The organism is Luteibacter anthropi (assembly GCF_023699965.1).
Taxonomy (GTDB): Bacteria; Pseudomonadota; Gammaproteobacteria; order Xanthomonadales; family Rhodanobacteraceae; genus Luteibacter; species Luteibacter anthropi.
Genome location: NZ_CP077072.1, coordinates 2,966,488 through 2,986,354, shown reverse-complemented (window position 1 = coordinate 2,986,354; position 19,867 = coordinate 2,966,488). Strand labels below are relative to the sequence as shown.

General features: G+C 65.8%; 16 protein-coding genes. 7 read left to right on the top strand and 9 right to left on the bottom strand.

The window, feature by feature from the left end; genetic code table 11:
• Positions 1 to 474: a hypothetical protein gene (locus KR767_RS12980; RefSeq protein ID WP_250876584.1), complete on the top strand. Its 474-nt coding sequence runs from the start codon at positions 1 to 3 to the stop codon at positions 472 to 474.
• 24 nt (positions 475 to 498) lie between these two features.
• Here the strand turns inward: KR767_RS12980 and KR767_RS12975 are convergent, their stop codons facing one another.
• The 8 genes from KR767_RS12975 to pilG form a co-directional block, all read right to left on the bottom strand.
• A complete protein-coding gene (locus tag KR767_RS12975; protein WP_250876583.1) occupies positions 499 to 1,419 on the bottom strand; it encodes an MASE1 domain-containing protein in 921 nt (306 codons plus the stop codon).
• A 163-nt stretch (positions 1,420 to 1,582) separates the two neighbouring features.
• Positions 1,583 to 2,053, bottom strand: a complete 471-nt coding sequence (locus KR767_RS12970) for a chemotaxis protein CheW (protein WP_250876582.1) — start codon at positions 2,051 to 2,053, stop codon at positions 1,583 to 1,585.
• Entirely contained in the window at positions 2,050 to 3,711 is a 1,662-nt protein-coding gene (locus tag KR767_RS12965) for a chemotaxis protein CheB (RefSeq protein ID WP_250876581.1), read from the bottom strand. Before KR767_RS12965 ends, KR767_RS12970 begins: the two co-directional genes overlap by 4 nt.
• A complete protein-coding gene (locus KR767_RS12960; protein WP_250876580.1) occupies positions 3,704 to 9,625 on the bottom strand; it encodes an Hpt domain-containing protein in 5,922 nt (1,973 codons plus the stop codon). The genes KR767_RS12965 and KR767_RS12960 overlap by 8 nt, the downstream gene beginning before the upstream one ends.
• A 5-nt stretch (positions 9,626 to 9,630) precedes the next feature.
• Entirely contained in the window at positions 9,631 to 11,664 is a 2,034-nt protein-coding gene (locus KR767_RS12955; RefSeq protein WP_166949804.1) for a methyl-accepting chemotaxis protein, read from the bottom strand.
• A gap of 111 nt (positions 11,665 to 11,775) precedes the next feature.
• Positions 11,776 to 12,321 (bottom strand): chemotaxis protein CheW, encoded by a 546-nt coding sequence (locus KR767_RS12950; RefSeq protein WP_166949802.1) that lies wholly within the window; start codon positions 12,319 to 12,321, stop codon positions 11,776 to 11,778.
• A gap of 7 nt (positions 12,322 to 12,328) precedes the next feature.
• Positions 12,329 to 12,703 (bottom strand): response regulator, encoded by a 375-nt coding sequence (locus KR767_RS12945; RefSeq protein WP_166949801.1) that lies wholly within the window; start codon positions 12,701 to 12,703, stop codon positions 12,329 to 12,331.
• Between the two features lie 39 nt (positions 12,704 to 12,742).
• Positions 12,743 to 13,099 (bottom strand): twitching motility response regulator PilG, encoded by a 357-nt coding sequence (gene pilG / locus KR767_RS12940; RefSeq protein ID WP_166950074.1) that lies wholly within the window; start codon positions 13,097 to 13,099, stop codon positions 12,743 to 12,745.
• A gap of 278 nt (positions 13,100 to 13,377) precedes the next feature.
• Here pilG and gshB point away from each other — a divergent pair, with 278 nt between their 5' ends.
• A complete protein-coding gene (gene gshB / locus KR767_RS12935) occupies positions 13,378 to 14,316 on the top strand; it encodes a glutathione synthase (RefSeq protein WP_250876579.1) in 939 nt (312 codons plus the stop codon).
• On the top strand, positions 14,316 to 15,176 hold the full coding sequence (locus KR767_RS12930; protein ID WP_166949797.1) for an energy transducer TonB: 861 nt from the start codon (positions 14,316 to 14,318) through the stop codon (positions 15,174 to 15,176). The genes gshB and KR767_RS12930 overlap by 1 nt, the downstream gene beginning before the upstream one ends.
• 159 nt (positions 15,177 to 15,335) lie before the next feature.
• Here the strand turns inward: KR767_RS12930 and KR767_RS12925 are convergent, their stop codons facing one another.
• Positions 15,336 to 15,668, bottom strand: a complete 333-nt coding sequence (locus tag KR767_RS12925) for a hypothetical protein (RefSeq protein WP_250876578.1) — start codon at positions 15,666 to 15,668, stop codon at positions 15,336 to 15,338.
• Positions 15,669 to 15,759: 91 nt separating this feature from the next.
• On the opposite strand from KR767_RS12925, the gene KR767_RS12920 reads away from it, so the two are divergent.
• The 4 genes from KR767_RS12920 to KR767_RS12905 all read left to right on the top strand — a co-directional run bounded on the left by KR767_RS12920 (position 15,760) and on the right by KR767_RS12905 (position 19,589).
• Positions 15,760 to 16,326, top strand: coding sequence for a YqgE/AlgH family protein (locus tag KR767_RS12920; RefSeq protein WP_250876577.1), 567 nt, complete (start codon positions 15,760 to 15,762; stop codon positions 16,324 to 16,326).
• A 3-nt stretch (positions 16,327 to 16,329) separates the two neighbouring features.
• Complete coding sequence (gene ruvX, locus KR767_RS12915) at positions 16,330 to 16,749, top strand: Holliday junction resolvase RuvX (protein ID WP_166949793.1); 420 nt, start codon at positions 16,330 to 16,332, stop codon at positions 16,747 to 16,749.
• Positions 16,750 to 16,777: 28 nt separating this feature from the next.
• Positions 16,778 to 17,704, top strand: coding sequence for an aspartate carbamoyltransferase catalytic subunit (locus tag KR767_RS12910; RefSeq protein WP_250876576.1), 927 nt, complete (start codon positions 16,778 to 16,780; stop codon positions 17,702 to 17,704).
• Positions 17,705 to 17,837: 133 nt separating this feature from the next.
• A complete protein-coding gene (locus tag KR767_RS12905; RefSeq protein WP_345779876.1) occupies positions 17,838 to 19,589 on the top strand; it encodes a hypothetical protein in 1,752 nt (583 codons plus the stop codon).
• Positions 19,590 to 19,867: the final 278 nt, after the last annotated feature.

Here is a 19,867-nt window from a genome sequence, read left to right as displayed (position 1 = left end):
ATGAACAAGCGCATCCGTCTTTCACTCCTGGCCATGCTCCTGCCGATCGCCGCACCGGCCCTGGCCGATTCCTCCACGGCGAGCACGGCAGGGCTTGGCCAGTCCCGGCCGGCGACCGCCGACGTCAGCGCCAGCGGCCATTTCCATGTCTACCAGTTCGAGCGCGCAGGTGTCCGCTACGTGCAGATCAACGACCTCAACGGCATCGTGCGCGCCGCATTCGGCGTGGCCGGCGGCCAGGTCTTTGCTCTTCCGATGGGTGCGGACACGACCCGCCTTGCCACGGCGTCGCAGGCAGCATCCGCGCCTGCACAGGATGCCAATGGGGAGACGGTGTATCGCTCTGACGACGTACAGGTGATCGCCTATCCGCAGCCGTCGGGAACCGTGATCTTCCAGGCCATCCAGGGTGAATGCACCAAGGGACCCGAGGAATGCGGTGCCCACTTCAACGCCACGTCGCCGTCCCAGTAATCGCCAGGATGCAGGTCGCTTTCGTCAGTCACGCAGCGGAAGCGTGGCTGGCGAAGGCATGGTCGCCACGATGCGCCGGGAAGCCACCATGAGGATCGTGGAGAGCACCGCCGCGAAAACGGCTTGCGCCTGGATCATGGCAGGATCGCGGACGATCGCCGACGTGGTGGCCAGCGCGACACTGGCCAGCGTGCCGCACAAGGCAGCCCCGTGCCAGCCGTGGCGCAAGGCCACGAAAAGCACCGGCAGCACCATGGCGATGCGGCAGGCCATCAGGGCGGCGCCATCGAGATGCGCGGCACCGAAGGCACCGATGGCGAGGAATCCCGCCGCCAGCGCCAGATCACGTGCAAGCGGGCCCTGCCAGATCGTGCGCAGGTCTTTCTGCTGCACCAGAATACGCAGCGCCACCAGACTCGGGGCCAGGGTCAGCGCGCCAAGATAACTACCGAGCAGGTAGGCGAAAAAGGCCTGTAGCAGGCGGACATACGGAACGGCCTGCCCCGGCTCCGTTGGCCAGAGGGCTCCCGCCAGCATCACGTCGTTCACGATGGCGGCCAGCAGGGCGCAGACGAGCGATGCCGTGCCGAACAGCAGCATATTGACCGAGCCATCGGGCAGGAACAAAGAGGCACGCCTGCGCAACCAGAGCATGACCGGAATACAGGGAATGATGACGGGGAACGACGCGAACAGCCCATACCACCAGCCGAACTGCGGAATGAGCATCAGGCCATTGGTCATCACGGGCAGCGCCTCGCCCGCCACGAGGGCGATCCAGTAACGCCGGGGCACGAGCAGCAGGCAGGCAAGCCGGATGCCCGCCGGGAGCATCCAGTGCGAGAACGAAAAGTACCGCGCAACCTCCCAGACCGCGGCATAGGCCGCAGCCACCGCAATCTGTTCGTGCCAGGCAACCTGGCGCACTTCGGACCTGTCGTTCAAGGGGGCATCCTTCCCTGGCGGGACGGGGGGTGTGCTGCCGTGATAGCTCAGCCCAGGATTGGCGTCAAACTTGCCAGGGAAAGCGGCCAGAATAGCGCGTCGCGCCCCCCGACGACAGTGCGGGGGACCTTGCGAAGCTTCTGTGTCCGGCCGAATTCGCCCCTCAGGCGGGCTCCATGACCCCGGCCAGGGCGGCCTCGACGGCTTCGAGGTCCGGGATGACGGCCATGTCGTCACGCACCAGCACCCGGGCACGAACGCCGAAAGGCAGGTCGTTGCCGTCGTGGGTGGGCAGCAGCAGCTCCGCGTTGAGCGTCGTCAGGCGGGGAAAACCGTGGGTCAGCACGGCCACGTAGGGCATGTCGGGGCGCTGGCCGATGGCCTTGAGCACCGCAACGCGGGTGACCTGCGCCTGGCTGTCCTCCGGCAGGGCGGCCACATGGTCGAAGCTGACCAGCGGAATGCGCCAGCCGCGCCATTCGATGACACCGTGCATCCACGCGGGGGCACCGGGCGCCGGCTCCACCCCTGCCAGGGTAATGACTTCGGCTACGGCCGCATTCGGCAGCAGCAGGCGGATGCCACCGCTGGGAATCAGCACGCAACGGATTTCGCGGGGAAGCGGCTCACTCATGGCAATTCCTCGATCAGCTTGCGTGCAAGGGTGGCGACGTCGCCCGCGAAACCGGCCACGCGCTCTTCCCGGACTCCCGCCACCATCTGGCCGTAATCGTCTTCGACCGGAATGGTCTCGACCCACACGCGGCCACCCGCATCGTAGATGGCCTGCGCACCCGCCACGGCATCATTGCCACGACCGGCGAACACGATCGCCAGTGCATCCTTGCCGAAACTGCCGGCGACGCTGCTGAGCACACCGTCGATCGACGGGCCCGTCGCCAGATGATCGGCACTGACCGTTACGCTGCCGTCGCGTCGTATCTGCACGTGCTCGCCACGTGCAACAACAAGCACATCACCGTGCGACACATGCGTGCCGTGCGTCGCAAGCCGGCCCTTGCCCAGTCCGGCCACAAGCTGTGCGCTTTCACCGTCGTGATGGACCACCACAAGCAGGACAGCGGGAAGCCCCTTCGGAAGCGCGGAAAGAAACGCTGCGACCGCCGACACGCTTTCGGTGGCACCCGCAAGCGCCACGATGCGACGGACGGCCCGGGCGTTTTCGTCGAGGAACATCTCGTGCACGTAATCGCCCTGCCGCGCCGTGGGTGCCACGGCCTCTTCCATCGACATCAGTTCAAGGGTCAGGCCAGGGCGGATATCCACGCTGCCGTCATCCACGACGTCATGGGCCAGGAATTCGACGGCGCTCAGGGTTTCGATACCGAATTCGGCGGCATCCGGTCGCGGCTCGGCAGGATGGGCGGTAACGGCATCGTGGTCTACCAGGTCCCATTCCGGGACCGGGGGCGGAACATACTCGGTAGAGCGGCCTTCGATCTGCACCGATGAAGCCGCGGTGTCGTCCGGAGCGTCCAGCGTAAGTGCGGAGAGGTCAAACTGGCGGCTCTCCACCGGCGCGGTCGCCGGTAACTCATCGATCAGTTCGAAGGACGATAATCCCAGCGACGCCAGCTCGCTGAGCTCGACCGGCGCCGACGGAACCTCTTCAAGCGACTCGTGACCCGGCAACGACAGCTCGCCGTCGGCCAGCAAGGCTTCCAGCTCGGCGGCAAGGTGGCTGGTATCGCCGCCAGGCGCGTCATCATCCATCGAAAGAGGCGTGGCGAAATCCGGCTCGTCCACGAGAGCGCCCGTCACTGACGAGGGCTCGCCGAAGTCTCCGGATTCGCCGACGTAACCGTGACTGCCAATGATGGCCAGATCATCCGTTACCGACGCCATGAAGACGTCCTCGACCCGCGCGGGCGGTGCGACGGCGGCGTCGACGCGCGGCTCGATCGAACGCGCATCCTCGGGCCGGGGTGGATCGAGCACCATGCCACCCACGAGCTTGGCCGCTAGATGCCTGGCCCAGCGTGCACGATCCCAGCCGCTCAGCCGCCGGCTGACGTCCGCATCGTTGAATACCAGCCTCGGGTGGCCGCTTTCAACCGTGTCGTAGAGGCGATCCAGGTCGTCGTCACCCGGGTTGTCCAGGTCGATTACCACGACATCGGGCGAGGCCCCCACCAGTTCGGCCGGTGCGAACGAGGCCAGGTCGGAGGCATAGACGATGCTGGCACCATGCTCCAACAGGGCATCGCGCAGATGCGCGGAAAGCGTCGCATCGTCGAAAAGCAGTGCGACAGCCGTTCCACGCTCAGCCATGACGCCCTCCCAGGAGTTCGTTGATCTGCACGATGAGGTCGCCTTCCTGGTAGGGCTTGCCGATGTAGCGCGCCACGCCGATATCGAACGCACGCTGGCGATGCTTGTCGCCCGTACGCGAGGTGATCATCACGATAGGTACGCCGGAGAGGCGGTCTTCTGCCTTCATCTGTGTCGCCAGTTCGTAGCCATCCATGCGCGGCATCTCGATGTCGAGCAACATCAGGTCGGGAACGCGTTCGTTTAGTTTCTCCAGCGCGTCCACGCCATCCTTCGCGGTCATCACCTCGAAGCCATGACGTTCAAGCACACGGCCGGTGACCTTGCGCATGGTGATGGAATCGTCCACCACCATCACCAGCGGCTTGACGCGGATTTCGTCCTGCGCACGCGGCGCATGCGGCAGTTCGGCTTCGGCTTCGAATGCACGGCGGGCCACGCCATGGCGCACCAGCGGTGCCAGGTCGAGAATCACCAGCACCGAGCCGTCGCCCATGATCGTCGCGCCGAGGATGCCTGGCACCGAACTTACCTGCGGGCCCACCGGCTTGACCACGATCTCGCGCGAGCCGAGCACGGCATCCACGCGCACGGCCGCTCGCAGGTCGCCCGCGCGCACCATCAGCAGCGGAATTTCGCCTTCTTCCGACGACGAAATGGTGTGCAGGCCCAGCAACTGAGGCAGATCGTGGATGGCATGGTCTTCGCCGGCATATTCAAACACCGGCTCATCGTCCGCCATGCGATGCGCAAGCTCGTTCGGCTCCACCTGCGATACGCCATGCACGGAGGTCATGGGAATGGCGAAACTGGTTTCGCCGATGCGTACGATGAGCGCCTGGGTCACCGCCAGGGTGAACGGCAGGCGCATCACGAAGGTCGTGCCCTGCCCTCTGTGCGACTCGATGTCGAGCGTGCCGCCAAGCTGCTTGATCTCGTTGGCCACCACGTCCATGCCCACGCCGCGACCGGCGACCTGGGTCACCTTTTCGGCCGTGGAGAAACCCGGTACCTGGATCAGGCGATACAGCTGCTCGTCGGAAACACGGGTATCGGCTCGCAGCAAGCCGCGCTCGACGGCTTTTTCGCGGATGGCATCGCGGTCCATGCCCGCGCCGTCGTCGGACAGGCGTACGACGATCTCCGTTGCTTCACGGGCAACCTGGATGCGGACGGTGCCTTCGGGCGACTTGCCGGCCGCTTCGCGAGCCTCTGGGGTCTCGATGCCATGGGCGACCGCGTTGCGCAGCATGTGCTCGAAGGGCGCCTTGATGCGCTCAAGCATGTTGCGGTCCATTTCGCCGTTGGCGCCTTCGACCACCAGCTGGGCGCGCTTGCCCACATCGCCCGCCACCTGGCGCAATGTGCGGCGCAGGTTGGGCACCATTGCATCGAAGGGCAGCATGCGGGTCTGCATGAGGCCTTCCTGAAGCTCGGCGTTCACGCGTTGCTGCTGGAGCAGGAGGTTTTCCGACTGCCGGGTCAGGTCGTCGAGAATCGTCTGCAGCGACACCAGGTCGGATACCGATTCGGCGAGTGCACGCGAGTACTGCTGCAACTGCGAGAAGCGATCCAGCTCGAGAGGATCGAACGCGGAGGAACCGCTGTCCCGGTGTTCCTGGTGGTAGCGCGCGATGATCTGCGCCTCGGTTTCGATTTCCAGCATGCGCAGCTGGCTGCGCAGGCGATCCACGGTCTGTTCGTGTTCGGTGAGCGCCGTGCGGAAACTCGCCGTCTGCTGCTCCAGGCGTGCGCGATAGATCGACACTTCGCCCGCGTGATTCACCAGCGTGTCGAGCATGTCGGCGCGTACGCGGATCTGTTCCTGCGAACCACGCTGGAGATCCTCTTCCTCGAACTCGGGGAGAAGGTCCGGCAGGTCGCGCATGGGCGCAGGCGGCATCGCGGCGATGCGTTCGTCGCGGTAACTTTCCGCCGTGACGGTGTCAGGCGCGATAGGCGCACCGGCCAGACGGGCGAACGGTTCGATGTCCGCATCGGCCAGTGCAATGGGACGGCCCTGGGCAATGGATTGCACCATGCCGTGCAGGCGGTCGAAACCGCCCTCGGTGGCTTCGATGGCGGCACGATCGCTCTCGCGCTGGCCGGCGGCTACCGCGTCAAGCAGGGTTTCCATGGCATGGGCGAGATCGCCTACCGCGGCCATGCCTGCCATGCGTGCGCTGCCTTTGAGCGTGTGCAGGTCTCGCTGCAGGGAGGCGACGTGGTCGGGCTGTTGCGGGTCGGCACGCCAGGCGGCCAGTGCGCCGTCGGCGTGGTCGAGGATTTCTCGCCCTTCCTCGACAAACACTTCGAGCAGGTCAGGATCGATATCCGCATAAGGCGACACCCCGCTCTCTGTAGGAGCCGACCTCGTCGGCGACTCCTGCGGAGCGGAATGTTCTGTCTCGTCGATATCTTCCGGCGGTGAGGTGCCATGGTCGCCGACGAGGTCGGCTCCTACAAGAGCGGCGGGTGTCGTTTCTTCGGTATCTTCTGGCGGTGGGGCGTCGTGGTCGCCGACGAGGTCGGCTCCTACAAATGCGGGTGCCGTTTCTTCGGTATTTTCGGGTGGCGTGACCTCGCTGTCGCCGACAAGGGGCGCGATGGACGTTGCCGTGTCGAGCTTGTACCACTCGTCAGCTTGTGCCGGATCGTAGGCGAGGATGGGTTTCAGCTCGCCTTCCGGGCGATCTTCCGCGAAATCATCACCCAGGCTGGCAATGAAATCGGCGGTGAGGTCGCCCTCTTCCACGACCGGCTGCAACGGCGGCAGGTCGATGGGCGGCAGATCTTCGTCGCGATGCGCCAGTTCATCGGCAAGTTGCGCCGTGAGTTCGTCATCCTGCGCTTCGGGCGCAACAACGTCGCTCACGTCCTCGTCGTAAAGCGAAGGATCCGGCTCGTAAAGAATATGAGCCACCGTCGCTTCCGGCTGTTCGTCGCGCAACGCCGCGATACGCGACGCCAGCGAGGATACATCGGGAACCGGTGCTTGCGGCGTATCGAACAACGCCATCACGTGGTCGACGAGATCGGCCGCTTCGGCCAGCACCTGCACACCATCGCGGCGCAGCGGATGACCCGAAGCGCGCACGCGCTTGACCAGGCCCTCGAGCGGGGCAAGTACCTGGATCAGCAGCGGGATATCGACCATGCCGATGGCGCCGTGCAAGGTATGCACGGCGCGCAACAGCGCATCGTCGATCAGCAGTTCGCCATCACCTGCCTTTGCAAGGTTCGTACGGATCACGGCCAGGTACTGCGCTACTTCCGTACGCAGGATATCCAGCAGCACGGCATCCACCGGCGGCAGCGCCGGCTCGGGGAACGACGGCTCCGACACAACAGCCTCTTCCGCCTGCACCTGTCCATAGGACGCAAAGGCAGCAACGGGAACGGCTGCAATGGTGTCGCGCGGTACGCGGCGCTTCACCCGCGTGCGCACGGTATGCACGGAATGCTTCGCGACATCCTCGACGAAGGCGTTGTCGCCCATCGCAAGACGATCCGCGGTTTCCATGATGGCGGCAATCGGCGCCTCGGGGGCACCGGCACCTTCCAGCGCGGCTTTCAGTTCGGGCAACGCATCGATCGCATGGCGGACCAGCGCCTGCACACCCTCGTGGGGTGCGATGCTGCCCTCCAGCACGCGGTTGAGCATGTTTTCGACCTTCCAGGCGAATTCACCCAGAAGACGCGCGCCGACCAGTCGGCCTGACCCCTTCAGTGTGTGGAACGAACGCCGGATCGGCGTCAGGGCCTGGAGTTTCTCCGGTTCCTGCTCCCACTGCGCGAATGCCGCGCGAAGGTTGTCGATTTCCTCCTGGGTTTCTTCCAGGAAAATTTCGCGAATCTCTTCGTCGATGCCATCGATGGTGATCTGGAATCCGGCGAACTCGGCCATGCCATGGCCACCGACTTCCTGCTCGACCTCTTCCTCCACCTCGACCCAGTCCTCTTCCGGCGCATCCGCCACGAGAGGCGCTTCGGGCGGATGACTGGATACCGGCGACGGCGCACCAGCCATCGCCTCGACCTCTTCGTCGGTCGGCGGCTCGTCGATCAGGTCGAAGCTGTCGGCAAAACTGGATACCGTCTCGCCTTCGTCCACGCTGGTGGACGGCACGGCGATATGCTCGATGGCAGCAGACTCGATGTCTTCCAGCGCTTGCGCGCCCAGCTCCGTGACCGGCTCCTGCGATGGCACGGGCCAGTAGCCGAGTTCGGCAAGGCTCTGCTGCGTGACGTCGAGGATGTGCTCCAGGCCACCGCGGTGTTCGCGCGCGGCTTCGAGGTAATACTCCAGCGCAGCCAGGGCATCGGCGAGGCGGTCCATCTGCGTGCTGTTCGGCACGCGGCGGTCGCCCAGCAGTTCGCGATGGATGAACAGGCCGATGCCGTCGGCCAGCTCTGCCGGCCGGTTGGCACCCAGCATGCGCAGGGCACCGCCGATTTCCGCCATCAGGTCGGGTGTGCCTTCCAGCTCGCCATGTGACCACGACGACTCGACGAAGGCGACGATGGCATCCTTCACCTTCGATGTATTCGCCGTGGCCTCGCGCATCAGGGTGGCGAGAATCTGGCGGGCCTCGCTGCGCGGCAGGGGCGACGAACCGCCCTCGCCCACCAGTGCTTCGCCTTCGGCACCCAGACGGTCGATGTGATCGTCGAGCGATGCTTCCACATAGAGCAAGGCGCCCGCGACATCGAGCAGGGACTCCTCGTCCGGCGCACGCACGCCAGCGGCAATTTCACCGAGGATACGGCGCTGCTCGCCCACGACGCGACGCGGAACGCCCAGCGCCAGCATGCCCAGGGTGTCACCGACACGCTCAAGCACGTCCACCTGCTGGCCAAGCTGGCCCGGGTCGCTGTCGGACCGGCGCAGGAACAGATCCAGTGCTTCCTTCACCCGAAGCAGGTCTTCCTTGATGGCACCTGACACGGTATCGAGCAGGGCGCGATTGTGACCCGACATCGAACCACGGGCATGTTCCAGTTCCGCTTCGCGCGGCAGCAGGCCGTCGAGGCGATAGGTGCGGCGCAGTTCGTCGATCCGGTCGCTGCCCGAGCTGGCCTGGGCCACGTAATAAAGCAGTTTGCGCGCGAGATCGTCAGCGTCGCCGCCCAGCAGGGCATCCTCACCACGATCGAGCAATTCGCGGATGGAGCGATCGACACGACCGATCAGCTGGCGCACGTCCTTCTCATGACCGCGCAATACGCCGCGCTCCAAGCCTTCGAGCACGCCGGCGGCAATCCACCACAGGCGACGACCCGGCACCGAATAGCAACGTGCGGCGATGCTGTCGAGCGTGGCGCGCATGCCAAGCAACTGGCGCTCGCCCCCCTGTCCACGGAACCAGGCCAGCAACTGCTGCTGGAAACGCACGCGCAGTTCGGCGATCTCGCCGCGGGCCGCTTCGGTCACGGCGCGATCATCGGCACCCGGCGCGCCGGTCGGCAACACGGCATCGAGGTTCGGCGTGAACAGCACGGACTCGTGCAGCAGCTGTTCGCCACGGCTGGCACGCAGATCATTGAGCAGCGGCAGCAGGACGACGGGCACGTCGCGATGGCCGCTTTGCAGGCGCTCCAGGTAATCGGGCATCTGCATCATGCCGCGCATGAGCGCCGCATAGGCCTCGTCACGCTGGGCCACATCGCCGTCGATGAGCGCGGCCACCAGGGCCTCCATCTCACCCACGACCATGGCCGCGCCGTACAGCTCGACCATGCGCAGCGTGCCGTGCACCTGGTGCAGGTCGGCCGCACAGGTGTGCATCACGTAGGTATCGCGCGGGTCCTCGACATAGGATTCGAGGGCCTGGCGCGCCTTGGCCAGGGCGTCGTCCAGTTCCGCCTTGACCCAGTGCAGCGTGGTGAATTCGTTGTGGTCTTGAAGTCTCACTGCGATCAGCCCGGCAGCTTGAAGTTCGCGACGGACAGGCGAAGGTCGTTCGCCAGCTGTGCCAGGTTACCGATCGATTCGGCTGTCTGGCTCGCGCCCAGCGAAGTCTGCGACGTGATCTCCTGGATCACGTTCATCGTCGCCGACGTATCCGTCGCCGCTGCCGACTGCTGGCGTGCCGCCGCGGAAATGTTCTGAATCAGTGCCGACAGATCGTTCGACACGCGTTCGATATCACCCAGTGCCGTGCCCGCGTCCTCGGCCAGACGGGCACCGGCCACCACTTCGGCGGTGGTCTGCTCCATCGAGCTCACCGCTTCGTTGGTGTCGGACTGAATGGTCTGCACCAGGGTCTCGATGCGCTTGGTCGCGCTCGCGGAGCGTTCCGCGAGGCGCTGCACTTCGTCCGCCACCACCGCGAAGCCGCGACCGGCCTCACCGGCCGAGGCGGCCTGGATGGCCGCGTTCAGCGCGAGGATATTGGTCTGCTCGGCGATGTCGTTGATGAGTTCCACGATGGAGCCGATTTCCTGCGACGACTCGCCCAGGCGCTTGATGCGCTTGGAGGTTTCCTGGATCTGGTCGCGGATGGAGTCCATGCCCTGGATGGTCTCGCGCACCACTTCGGCACCGCGTGACGCGATCTGCACCGAGCGCTGCGCCACGTCGGCCGACTCTGCGGAATCCTTCGACACCGTATCCATCGAGGTCGCGATCTGGTTGATCGCCGAGGTGGCGGAGGTGATCTGCTGCGCCTGCTGCTCGGCCGCGTCGGCCAGGTGCATCGCGGTGGCCTGGGTTTCCTGGGCCGCCGCCGACACGCGCACGGCGGTCTCGTTGATGGTGGTGACGAGGTTGCGCATCTCGTCCACCGCGGAGTTCATGGCGTCCGCGATGGCACCCGTGATGTCCTCGGTCACTGTGGCCTTGATGGTCAGGTCGCCTTCGGCGAGCGTGCCCATCTCGTCCAGCAGCCGCATGATCGCGACCTGGTTACGCTGGTTGAGTTCGGAGGTGGTCTCGAAACGGCGACGCTGGTCGCGCACGAGGTTGTAGACGAGCAGCAGCGCGAAGAGCACGGCGCCGATGGCACCCAGCAGGCCCCACCACACGTTCGGGAACAGCCGGGTGAGCGGCAGCCTGGCGATCTGGTCGGCCGCTTCGTTCGCGCGCAACAGCACGGTCTGAGAATCGAGTGAGGCCTGGTTGCCGGCGCGCTTGACGTCCTGGAGGTTGGGCGAGGCGGCCACGAGCTGGGTTACCGGATCCACCAGTTCCGCCCACGATCCCTGCATGCCGTCGAGGATCTTGTGCGCGTTGGTGTCGCCGATGGCGCGCACACCGCCGTCCGGGTTACCGTCGATGAGGCCCTTCAGCACCGAGCCGTAGAGCTGTGCGTCGCGCGAGAGGCCATCCGCTGCCGACTGCGATGCATCGCCACCCTGCAGGATCTCCTGCACGCGGCGGATCATGCGGTCGGCCATGAGCATCCAGCGCGCCAGGGTGAAGGTCTGCTCCACCGAGGCATTCTTCTGCTGGACGATGTTCATCACCTCGTCCGCGCGGGCGTTCAGCAGCGGCATCTGCTTGGCGAACAGGTCGGCACGCTCACCGGAGGAGAGCACCAGGTCCTTGTTGTTCAGGATCTTGCCGATGTCCGCATCGAGCTGGTGCCAGGCATTGGCCAGGTTGCCGATGGTGCGGCCCGACTGCGTGGCGTTGTCGTCGGCGTAGGCCGGCATGCCTGTCTTGATATCGCCCTTCACCAGGCGCTGCACCGCCGAATCGATGGTGTTGCGGGTGGCGGCCAGCTCGCGGAAGGAGTCGCGGTTGCCATCGGAGGCCTCCAGCGCGTACTTCGCGGTCTGCTGCGACAACACCTGCACCTGCGTGGTGAGCGCAATGGCCTCGCGATCCTCGCCGTTCTTGTTGTTGAGCCACCAGAAGTCGACCGACGCCAGGCCGATCGCCAGCAGCAGGAACACGATGACGATCGTGTACCCGCGTTCCCGGCCTGCGCCGCTTGCTGTCGTACTCATAACCACCACCTCACGCAAACCTGGCCAGACGAAGCGGCCCGACAGGGGCCACCTCCCGCGTTCCTGTAACAGCCCGGCCACACGGCCGTGCCGCCCCCCACCTGGGACGCCCTAGAGCGCCGCCTGCCGGAAATCCGGCGCACGAACCAGACGGCTCATGCTGAATAGCCCGAACGATTGCTCGCCGAGCTGGATATTCCCGGAGACAAACCGCGCCACGCGCGGGTCGGTCTCCTGTTCGCCCTCGTCGCGACGACCTTCGTCCATAGTCCGCTGGCCGAACACTTCGTCCACCAGCAGGCCCACCGTGCCGCCGTGCTGGCGCACCAGCAGCAGGCGCGCACGCTCTGAAGACGGCGTGCGCTCGTCGAAAAGGAAGCGCCCGAGGTCGATCGCCGGCACGAGATTGCCACGCACGTTCGCCACGCCCATCAGCCACGGCTGGGTGCCGGGCACGTTGGTGAGCGGCGGCACCGCGAGCAGTTCGTTGATCTCGTCGATGCCGCTCACGAAATGGCGACGCCCCACGCGAAAGCCGATGCCGCGCCACAGGCCCGTGTCCTCCACCTGTTCGGGCGTGCCGGCCGCATGGGCCACGCAGGCGCGCTCGTAATAGGCGAGGAGCTCGAAGGGGGTAAGTGCCGCGTTCTCGCTCATGGTGTCCTCAGTGCGTGCGCTGCGAGAGCAACCCGTTGATGGTCGAGAGCAATTCCTTCTCGTTCACCGGCTTGGTGATGAAGGCCTTGGCGCCCTGGCGCAGCCCCCATACCCGGTCGGTTTCCATCGACTTGGTGGTGATCATCACCACCGGTACGTCGGCCGTGGCCGGGTCCCGGCTCAGGGTGCGCGTAGCCTGGAAGCCATTCATGCCGGGCATGATGACGTCCATGATGACGAGGTCGGGCTTGCTCGAACGGATGCGGTCGATGCCGGCTTCGGCATTGTCCACGCTTGAAACGGAGAAACCCGCCTTTTCGAGCAGCGTGGTGAACACGCGGACGTCGGTGGGCGAGTCGTCGATAATCAGGATGTTTGCCACTCGTCCCCCTGGACGTGGTTGCATGACATTGAAGTGGGATCAGTTGGCCGTTGCGTAGCGATGGATCGCGCCGAGCAGCTCGTCGCGGGTGAACGGCTTGGTGAGGTACTGCTCGGCGCCGACGATGCGACCCCGGGCCTTGTCGAACAGGCCGTCCTTGGAGGACAGCATGATCACGGGCGTACCCCGGAACTGGGCATTGTTCTTGATGAGCGCGCAGGTCTGGTAGCCGTCCAGGCGCGGCATCATGATGTCCACGAAGATGATGTTGGGCTTCTGGTCGGAAATCTTCGCCAGGGCCTCGAAGCCATCGACCGCGGTCAGCACATCGCAGCCTTCCTTCTTCAGCAGGGTCTCGGCCGTGCGTCGGATGGTTTTCGAATCGTCGATGACCATGACCTTCAAGCCGGTCAGGTCGGTACCACGTTCGTTGTCGTTCACTACGCCCCCGTACCACACCAAAAAACCGCAATCCCGCCGCAGCATAGCCGGTCGTCGCCGGTCATTTCGTGCGCCAGGTCGAAAGTCCGGGGTCGCAAGACCCCGCGGGACCACTCTGGTGGCGGTCCTTGGGTCCGCTGTTTAAAGGTTGGGTCGGGTGGCGTCAAGGAGAATTGTTCTTAAACCGGGCCGCCCCAACTAAACTGCCCGTCTTCACGAATCGGACCTCCGCCATGTCCCTGACCGTCGCCGTCCTGATGGACCCCATCCGCGCCATCAAGATCGCCAAGGATTCCACCTTCGCCATGTTGCTGGAGGCCACGCGCCGCGGCCACACCCTTTTCTACATGGAGCAGGGCGACCTGGCGTTGCGCGGAGGCGAGGCCTGGGCCCGCCTGCGCCCGCTCACGGTGAAGGAAGACCCGGCCGATTGGTTCACCCTGGGCGAGGCCGTGTGGCGCCCCCTGGGCGAGATCAACGTGGTGCTGGCCCGCAAGGATCCACCGGTGGACGAGCAGTTCATCTACGACACCATGGTGCTGGAAGCCGCCCAGAAAGCCGGCTGCAACGTGGTGAACGACCCGCGCAGCCTGCGCGACTGCAACGAGAAGCTGTTCGCCCTGCAGTTCCCCCAGTGCATCACGCCGACCCTGGTCTCGCGCGATCGCGGCGAGCTGAAGGCTTTCGTGGCCGAGCATGGTGAGGCGGTGCTCAAGCCGCTGGACGGCATGGGCGGCCGCGGGATCTTCCGGGTGAAGGCCGGCGACAGCAACCTCAACTCCATGCTGGAGACCCTGCTCGACGGCAACCGTCATTTCGCCATCGCGCAGAAGTACATCCCGGAGATCACCAAGGGCGACAAGCGCATCCTGCTGATCGACGGCGAGCCGGTGCCGTATGCGCTGGCCCGTATTCCGCAGGGTGACGAGTTCCGCGGCAACCTCGCCGCGGGTGGCCGCGGCGAAGGCATCCCTCTTTCGGAGCGCGACCGCTGGATCGCCGCCCAGGTGGCGCCCGAACTGCGCCGCCGCGGCCTGCGCTTCGTGGGGCTCGACGTGATCGGCGACTACCTGACCGAGATCAACGTCACATCTCCGACCTGCATCCGCGAACTGGACGCCCAGTTCGGCATTAACATCGCGGGGTTGCTCTTCGACGCGATCGAGGCCTGATGACCACCCGCACCACCGGCGCCGACCTCTTCGGCGCCACGCTGCTGTTCTCGCTGCTGTTGCACGGTGTCGTCATCCTCGGCATCACCTTCGAGGCGGAGAAGCCCAAGCCCAGCCTGCCGACGCTGGACGTCACCCTCGTGGACGTCGCCAACGCCGAGCAGCCGGACAAGGCCGACTTCCTCGCCCAGGCCAGCAACAGCGGCGGCGGTGAACACGACAAGGCGCGGCGTCCCGCCGAGCCGGTGTCCGGCCCGTTGCCCACGCCCAACCGGGGCGTGACGCCGGAGCCGAAGGAAGCCCAGGCCCCGGCCCCGCACGAAAGCTCGCCGACGCAGCTGCTCACCACGTCGGGTGAATCGGCCTTTGCCGTAGATACCCACAAGGAGCGCAGCGAGCAGGCGCCTCAGCCCTTGCCGGTGTCGGACGAAGAGGTGCAGCGCAAGCTGGAGATGGCGAAGCTCGCCGCCGAGGTGCGCGACCAGTCCGAGGCGTATGCCAAGCGACCGAAAAAGAAATTCATTTCGTCCAATACGCGTGAATACGCCTACGCGGCCTACATGAAGGGCTGGGTGGGTCGCGTGGAGCGCGTGGGCAACCTCAACTACCCCGACGAAGCCCGGCGGCAGGGGGTGTATGGGGAGCTGGTGCTTACCGTGGGGCTCAGCCGGGATGGCTCGATCAAGAGCATCGACGTGATCAAGAGTTCGGGCCACAAGCTGCTGGACGATGCCGCCCAGCGCATCGTCCGGCTATCGGCGCCCTTCCCTGCACTGCCTGCCGACAAGAGCCGGGTGGATGAGCTGTACATCACCCGCACCTGGCAGTTTTTGCCGGGGAATGTGCTCAAGAATTATTGATGGGTACGGCCCCTCGGGCCGGTCGCGCGCGAGGCGCGCTCCTACACGGATTGCGCTTCGGGCCGGTCGCGCCCCTACAAAATCACCCTGTAGGAGCGCGTCTTGCGCGCGACCGGTCCAAGCGGCACCCGGCACGACCGGCACCACCGCTACGCCCCCCTACCTGCCGCCAGGCAACAACTGATCCACCTCACTCACGTACGCCTTCTTCGCCGCCCGGTCCCACACGCACAACTCGCGCCCCGGCGCACCCTTCATATGCTTCTGCGGATACGTCCCCGCCAGCACCAGCGCCGTCACCGGTACCCGGTCGTCGTACTGGATCGTGCCGCCCACGGGCTTCACATCCTTCAGCCCGCTGGCCGCCACGCAGGCATCCACCACCGTGCGTTCATATGCCGTCCATGCCGCCGGTGACGACGCCTGCGCCATGGCGGGCGACAGCACGACGCAAACGGCAAGAAAACCCTTCCCAAACATCATGTTTCGCATGAATGTGCCTCCTTTTGACCATGGGCACACCCTACGCGAAGCGGCCTGAATCCCGGCGCACGCCAGCGCCCTTAGCGGCTACAATGGCCCCATGACCAACGCCAGCACATTCGCGGGACAATTCCTCATCGCGATGCCCTCGCTCACCGAGGCGCCGTTCGCACGCGGCGTGGCCTTCCTGTGTCAGCACGGCGAAGACGGCGCGGTCGGCCTGCTCATCAACCAGATCTCCGAATACCGCCTGGGCGATGTACTGGCCCAGATGAAACTGCACTGCGAAGATCCCGAGATCGCCGACTACCCGGTTCTCATCGGCGGCCCCGTGCAGCAGGAGCGCGGCTTCGTGCTGCATCGCGAACACGGTCACTGGGATTCCAGCTACCGGGTCAACAAGGACTGGTCCGTCACCACCTCCCGCGACATCCTCGTGGCCATGGCCAAGGGCGAAGGCCCGCGCCGTGCCGTGGTCACGCTGGGCTACTCCGGCTGGGATGCCGGCCAGCTGGAACAGGAGGTCATGGACAACGCGTGGCTCACCACCCGCGCCGACGAGCACATCGTCTTTGATACCCCCATCGACGAACGCTGGCATGCCGCCACGCGCACGATGGGCGTGCACGATCCCTTCCAGCTTACCGGCTACGCCGGTCACGCCTGACCCATGAGCTGTCTGTTCGGATTCGACGTCGGCACCAAAATCGTCGGCGTTGCCGTCGGCAACCGGCTCACCGGCACGGCCCGCGCACTTGCCGCGATTCCCGTCCGTGATGGCCAGCCCGACTGGCAAGCCCTCGATGCCCTGCGCACCGACTGGCTGCCCGAAGAGCTCGTGGTGGGCCTGCCGCTCGACAACGACGGCAAGGAGCAACCGATGACGCGCACCGCGCGCCGGTTCGCCCAGCGCCTTACGGATCGCTACAAGCTTCCGGTCGTGTTCACCGACGAGCGCATGAGCTCGCAGGAAGCCGCGCGCCGCTTCGCCGCTGGCCGCGCCGCCGGCACACGCAAACGCTCCGATGCGAAATCCATCGACGCCGAGGCTGCCGCTGTCATCCTCGAGTCGTACCTCATCCAAGAATGATCCGTTCCACCTCCCGCTTGAGGAAGTCATGTCACATCGCCTGCGCCACCTGACCACCCTCGAGAACCTTCCGCGCGAAGCCGTCGAACGCATCCTCGACCGTGCCAACAGCATGCGCGACGCCACCGCGCACGGCACGCGCAAGCTCGACCTGCTTGCCGGCCGCACGGTGCTCAACCTGTTCTTCGAGCCCTCCACGCGCACACGCACCTCGTTCGAACTGGCTGCGCGCCGGCTGGGCGCCGACGTCATCAACTTCGACATCGGCCTGTCTTCCACCAGCAAGGGCGAAGAACTCTTCGACACCCTGCACACGCTGGAAGCCATGCACCTGGACGCGATCATCGTGCGCCACAAGGTATCGGGCACGCCGGAGGAACTGGTCAAGCATGCGATGAGCGGCGTCTCCGTGGTCAATGCCGGCGACGGCAACCGTGCGCATCCCACGCAGGGCCTGCTCGACGCGCTCACCATCCGCAACCATCACCCCGACATGCGCAAGGTCAAGGTCGCCATCTGCGGTGACGTGCGCCACTCGCGCGTAGCGCGCTCCGATGTGCATGTGCTGACCGCCCTTGGCGCCAAGGACATCCGCATCGTGGGCCCGGCATCCCTCCTGCCACCCGAGGGGGAGTTGAAGGGCGTCACGTATCACGAGAATTTCGACGAAGCCATCGAGGGCGTGGATGCCGTCATCATGCTGCGCCTGCAGAAGGAGCGCATGGCGTCCACCGACCTTCCCGACGAAGCCGCCTACTTCGAGCGCTACGGCCTCGATACCCGTCGCCTCGCCCGTGCCGCCAAGGGCTGCCTGGTGATGCACCCCGGCCCCATCAACCGTGGCATCGAGATCGCCACCGACGTGGCCGACGGCGCCCAGTCGCGCATCCTTGAGCAGGTGGGCAATGGCGTGTTCGTGCGCATGGCGGTACTGGCGGAAGTCATGGGCAGGTAAGGGCCTGGAAGGTTCTTGCCTAAAACGGGCAGCGACTGAACAAGGATCTCCGCGCGTCCGGTGGAGGCGCCAATCCGCCTGCGCTCTCCGGCATAATGGCCGGACCAAGGGACCAACCTGAACAACGGGATACATGATGCGACCGACGAAGCGACTTCTCGCCCTCGGCATCGCCAGCGTGCTGCTGGCGGCCTGCGGCCATAAGGACAAGGATGCACCGCTGGCTTTCGTGCCGGCCGACACGCCCTACGTGGTAGGCACCCTCGACAAGCTCGACGATGACGCCTACGGCGCCATCATGGCCCAGGCCAACAGCGAGCTGCCGGGCCAGGTCACCCAGATGAAGTCGTTCGCCCAGGATCTCGAAGCCAAGGGCAACAAGGACGGTGCCAACCTCCTGCGCGCCTTCGCCGCCGAGTTCGACGGCAAGTCCGCCGAGGACGCCGTGAAGAACATGGGCCTCGACATCAAGACGGGCTCGGCTATCTACGGCCTCGGCCTGGCGCCGGTCCTGCGCGTGTCGCTGGCCGACACGACCGCATGGGACGCCTTCGTGGGTCGTCTCGAAACCGCTTACGGCAAGAAGCTCGACACCGCCGATGCCGGTGGCCAGTCGTACCGCCACGTCACCCTGTCCGATTCCGGCATCCAGCTGGTGATCGCCACGGTGGGCAAGCAGGCCGTCGCCACGCTGCTCCCGGCCGACGCCGGCCAGCCGCAGATCCGTCAGGCGCTGGGCGCCGATCGTCCCGAGAAGAACATCCAGGACGACGGCCGTCTCACCGACCTCGCCAAGGACAAGGGCTACAAGGATTACGTGGTCGGCCAGATCGACTTCACCCGCCTGCTGCCGCTGGTCGCCGGTGGCAAGGACCCGCTGTTCTCCACCTTCGTCAAGCAGCAGGCGAAGAAGACCGGCGAGCCGGAACCGCAGATCCCGGCTTCCTGCCAGACCGAAGCCACCCGCATCGCCGCGCGCGTGCCGTCGCTCAGCTTCGGCTACACCCGCCTCGACACCAAGCACCAGGACCAGCGCGTCGACGTGGCCCTGGCCGACGACATCACCAAGGCCTTCTCGGGCCTGAAGGTGGAGCTGCCGGGCCTGGGCACCGATGCCACCGCACCGTTCGACATCAGCCTCGCGCTGCCGGTCGAGCAGATCCGCACGTTCTTCACCTCGCAGGCCGAAGCCGTTGCCGCCAAGCCGTTCGAATGCCCGGCCTTCGCCAGCATGAACGACAGCTACGCCAAGCTCGGCCAGACCATGCAGCAGGCCGCCATCCCGCCGTTCGGCGACGTCCGCGGCATCCGCATCGTGCTCGACTCGTTCAAGCCGGCTGTTCCGCCCGCCCAGCTCCCGGCCGTCACCGGTCGCATCGTGCTCGGCACGCGTAACCCGGCCGGTCTCGTCGCCATGGCTCAGGCCGTGCTCGGCGGCGACTTCAAGCTGGCCGCCGACGGCAAGCCCACCGCCCTGCCGCAGAACGTCACTGCCTCGTTCGGCATGCCGGCCTGGGCCGCCATGAGCAACCAGGCCGTGGCCATCGGCGTGGGCGAAGGCGAAGACGCCAAGCTCGACGACGTGCTCAAGGCCACCACGGGCGATGCCGGCCGCGTGAGCCGCCTGCACCTCAATGGCGACATGTACCGTTCGTGGGTCGACGTGATGGCCGAAAAGGCCCAGACGTACGCCAGCGCAATGAACGATGCCGCCAAGGCCGACGACGCTCCGGAAGACCAGTCCTCCGCCGCGAACGCCGCCAACCGCTCCAAGGCCCAGTTCGATGCGATGAAGGCCCAGGCCGCCCGCGTGCAGCAGGTGTCCGGCGAAGCCCACATCGAAGACAAGGGCCTCGTGTTCACCGGTTCGGTGGAATACAAGTAAGCCGCTTTCTGCCTGAAATGCAGAGCTTTGAGAGGGCGCCCATGGGCGCCCTCTTTCTTTACCTGCCATGTAGGAGCGCGCCTTGCGCGCGACCGGGTTGTCGCGATGACCGGTCGCGCGCAAGGCGCGCTCCTACATGGCATGTCCTGTTATCGGTACGGTGCGCACCCACAAAACTGAACAACGTGCTGCGATGGCGACAGATCGTTCACGAATGCGCTGGTTCCATAGCTACCGCGACTACGGTAGCCACATCGTGTGGCCCCGCTCGCCAACCT

Excerpts from the sequence above, each read along its gene's own strand:
- KR767_RS12980 (WP_250876584.1), top strand. The coding sequence starts at position 1 with ATGAACAAGCGCATCCGTCTTTCACTCCTGGCCATGCTCCTGCCGATC.
- KR767_RS12970 (WP_250876582.1), bottom strand. The coding sequence starts at position 2,053 with ATGAGTGAGCCGCTTCCCCGCGAAATCCGTTGCGTGCTGATTCCCAGC.
- KR767_RS12965 (WP_250876581.1), bottom strand. The coding sequence starts at position 3,711 with ATGGCTGAGCGTGGAACGGCTGTCGCACTGCTTTTCGACGATGCGACG.
- KR767_RS12955 (WP_166949804.1), bottom strand. The coding sequence starts at position 11,664 with ATGAGTACGACAGCAAGCGGCGCAGGCCGGGAACGCGGGTACACGATC.
- KR767_RS12950 (WP_166949802.1), bottom strand. The coding sequence starts at position 12,321 with ATGAGCGAGAACGCGGCACTTACCCCCTTCGAGCTCCTCGCCTATTAC.
- pilG (WP_166950074.1), bottom strand. The coding sequence starts at position 13,099 with ATGGTCATCGACGATTCGAAAACCATCCGACGCACGGCCGAGACCCTG.
- gshB (WP_250876579.1), top strand. The coding sequence starts at position 13,378 with ATGTCCCTGACCGTCGCCGTCCTGATGGACCCCATCCGCGCCATCAAG.
- KR767_RS12930 (WP_166949797.1), top strand. The coding sequence starts at position 14,316 with ATGACCACCCGCACCACCGGCGCCGACCTCTTCGGCGCCACGCTGCTG.
- KR767_RS12925 (WP_250876578.1), bottom strand. The coding sequence starts at position 15,668 with ATGCGAAACATGATGTTTGGGAAGGGTTTTCTTGCCGTTTGCGTCGTG.
- KR767_RS12920 (WP_250876577.1), top strand. The coding sequence starts at position 15,760 with ATGACCAACGCCAGCACATTCGCGGGACAATTCCTCATCGCGATGCCC.
- ruvX (WP_166949793.1), top strand. The coding sequence starts at position 16,330 with ATGAGCTGTCTGTTCGGATTCGACGTCGGCACCAAAATCGTCGGCGTT.
- KR767_RS12910 (WP_250876576.1), top strand. The coding sequence starts at position 16,778 with ATGTCACATCGCCTGCGCCACCTGACCACCCTCGAGAACCTTCCGCGC.
- KR767_RS12905 (WP_345779876.1), top strand. The coding sequence starts at position 17,838 with ATGATGCGACCGACGAAGCGACTTCTCGCCCTCGGCATCGCCAGCGTG.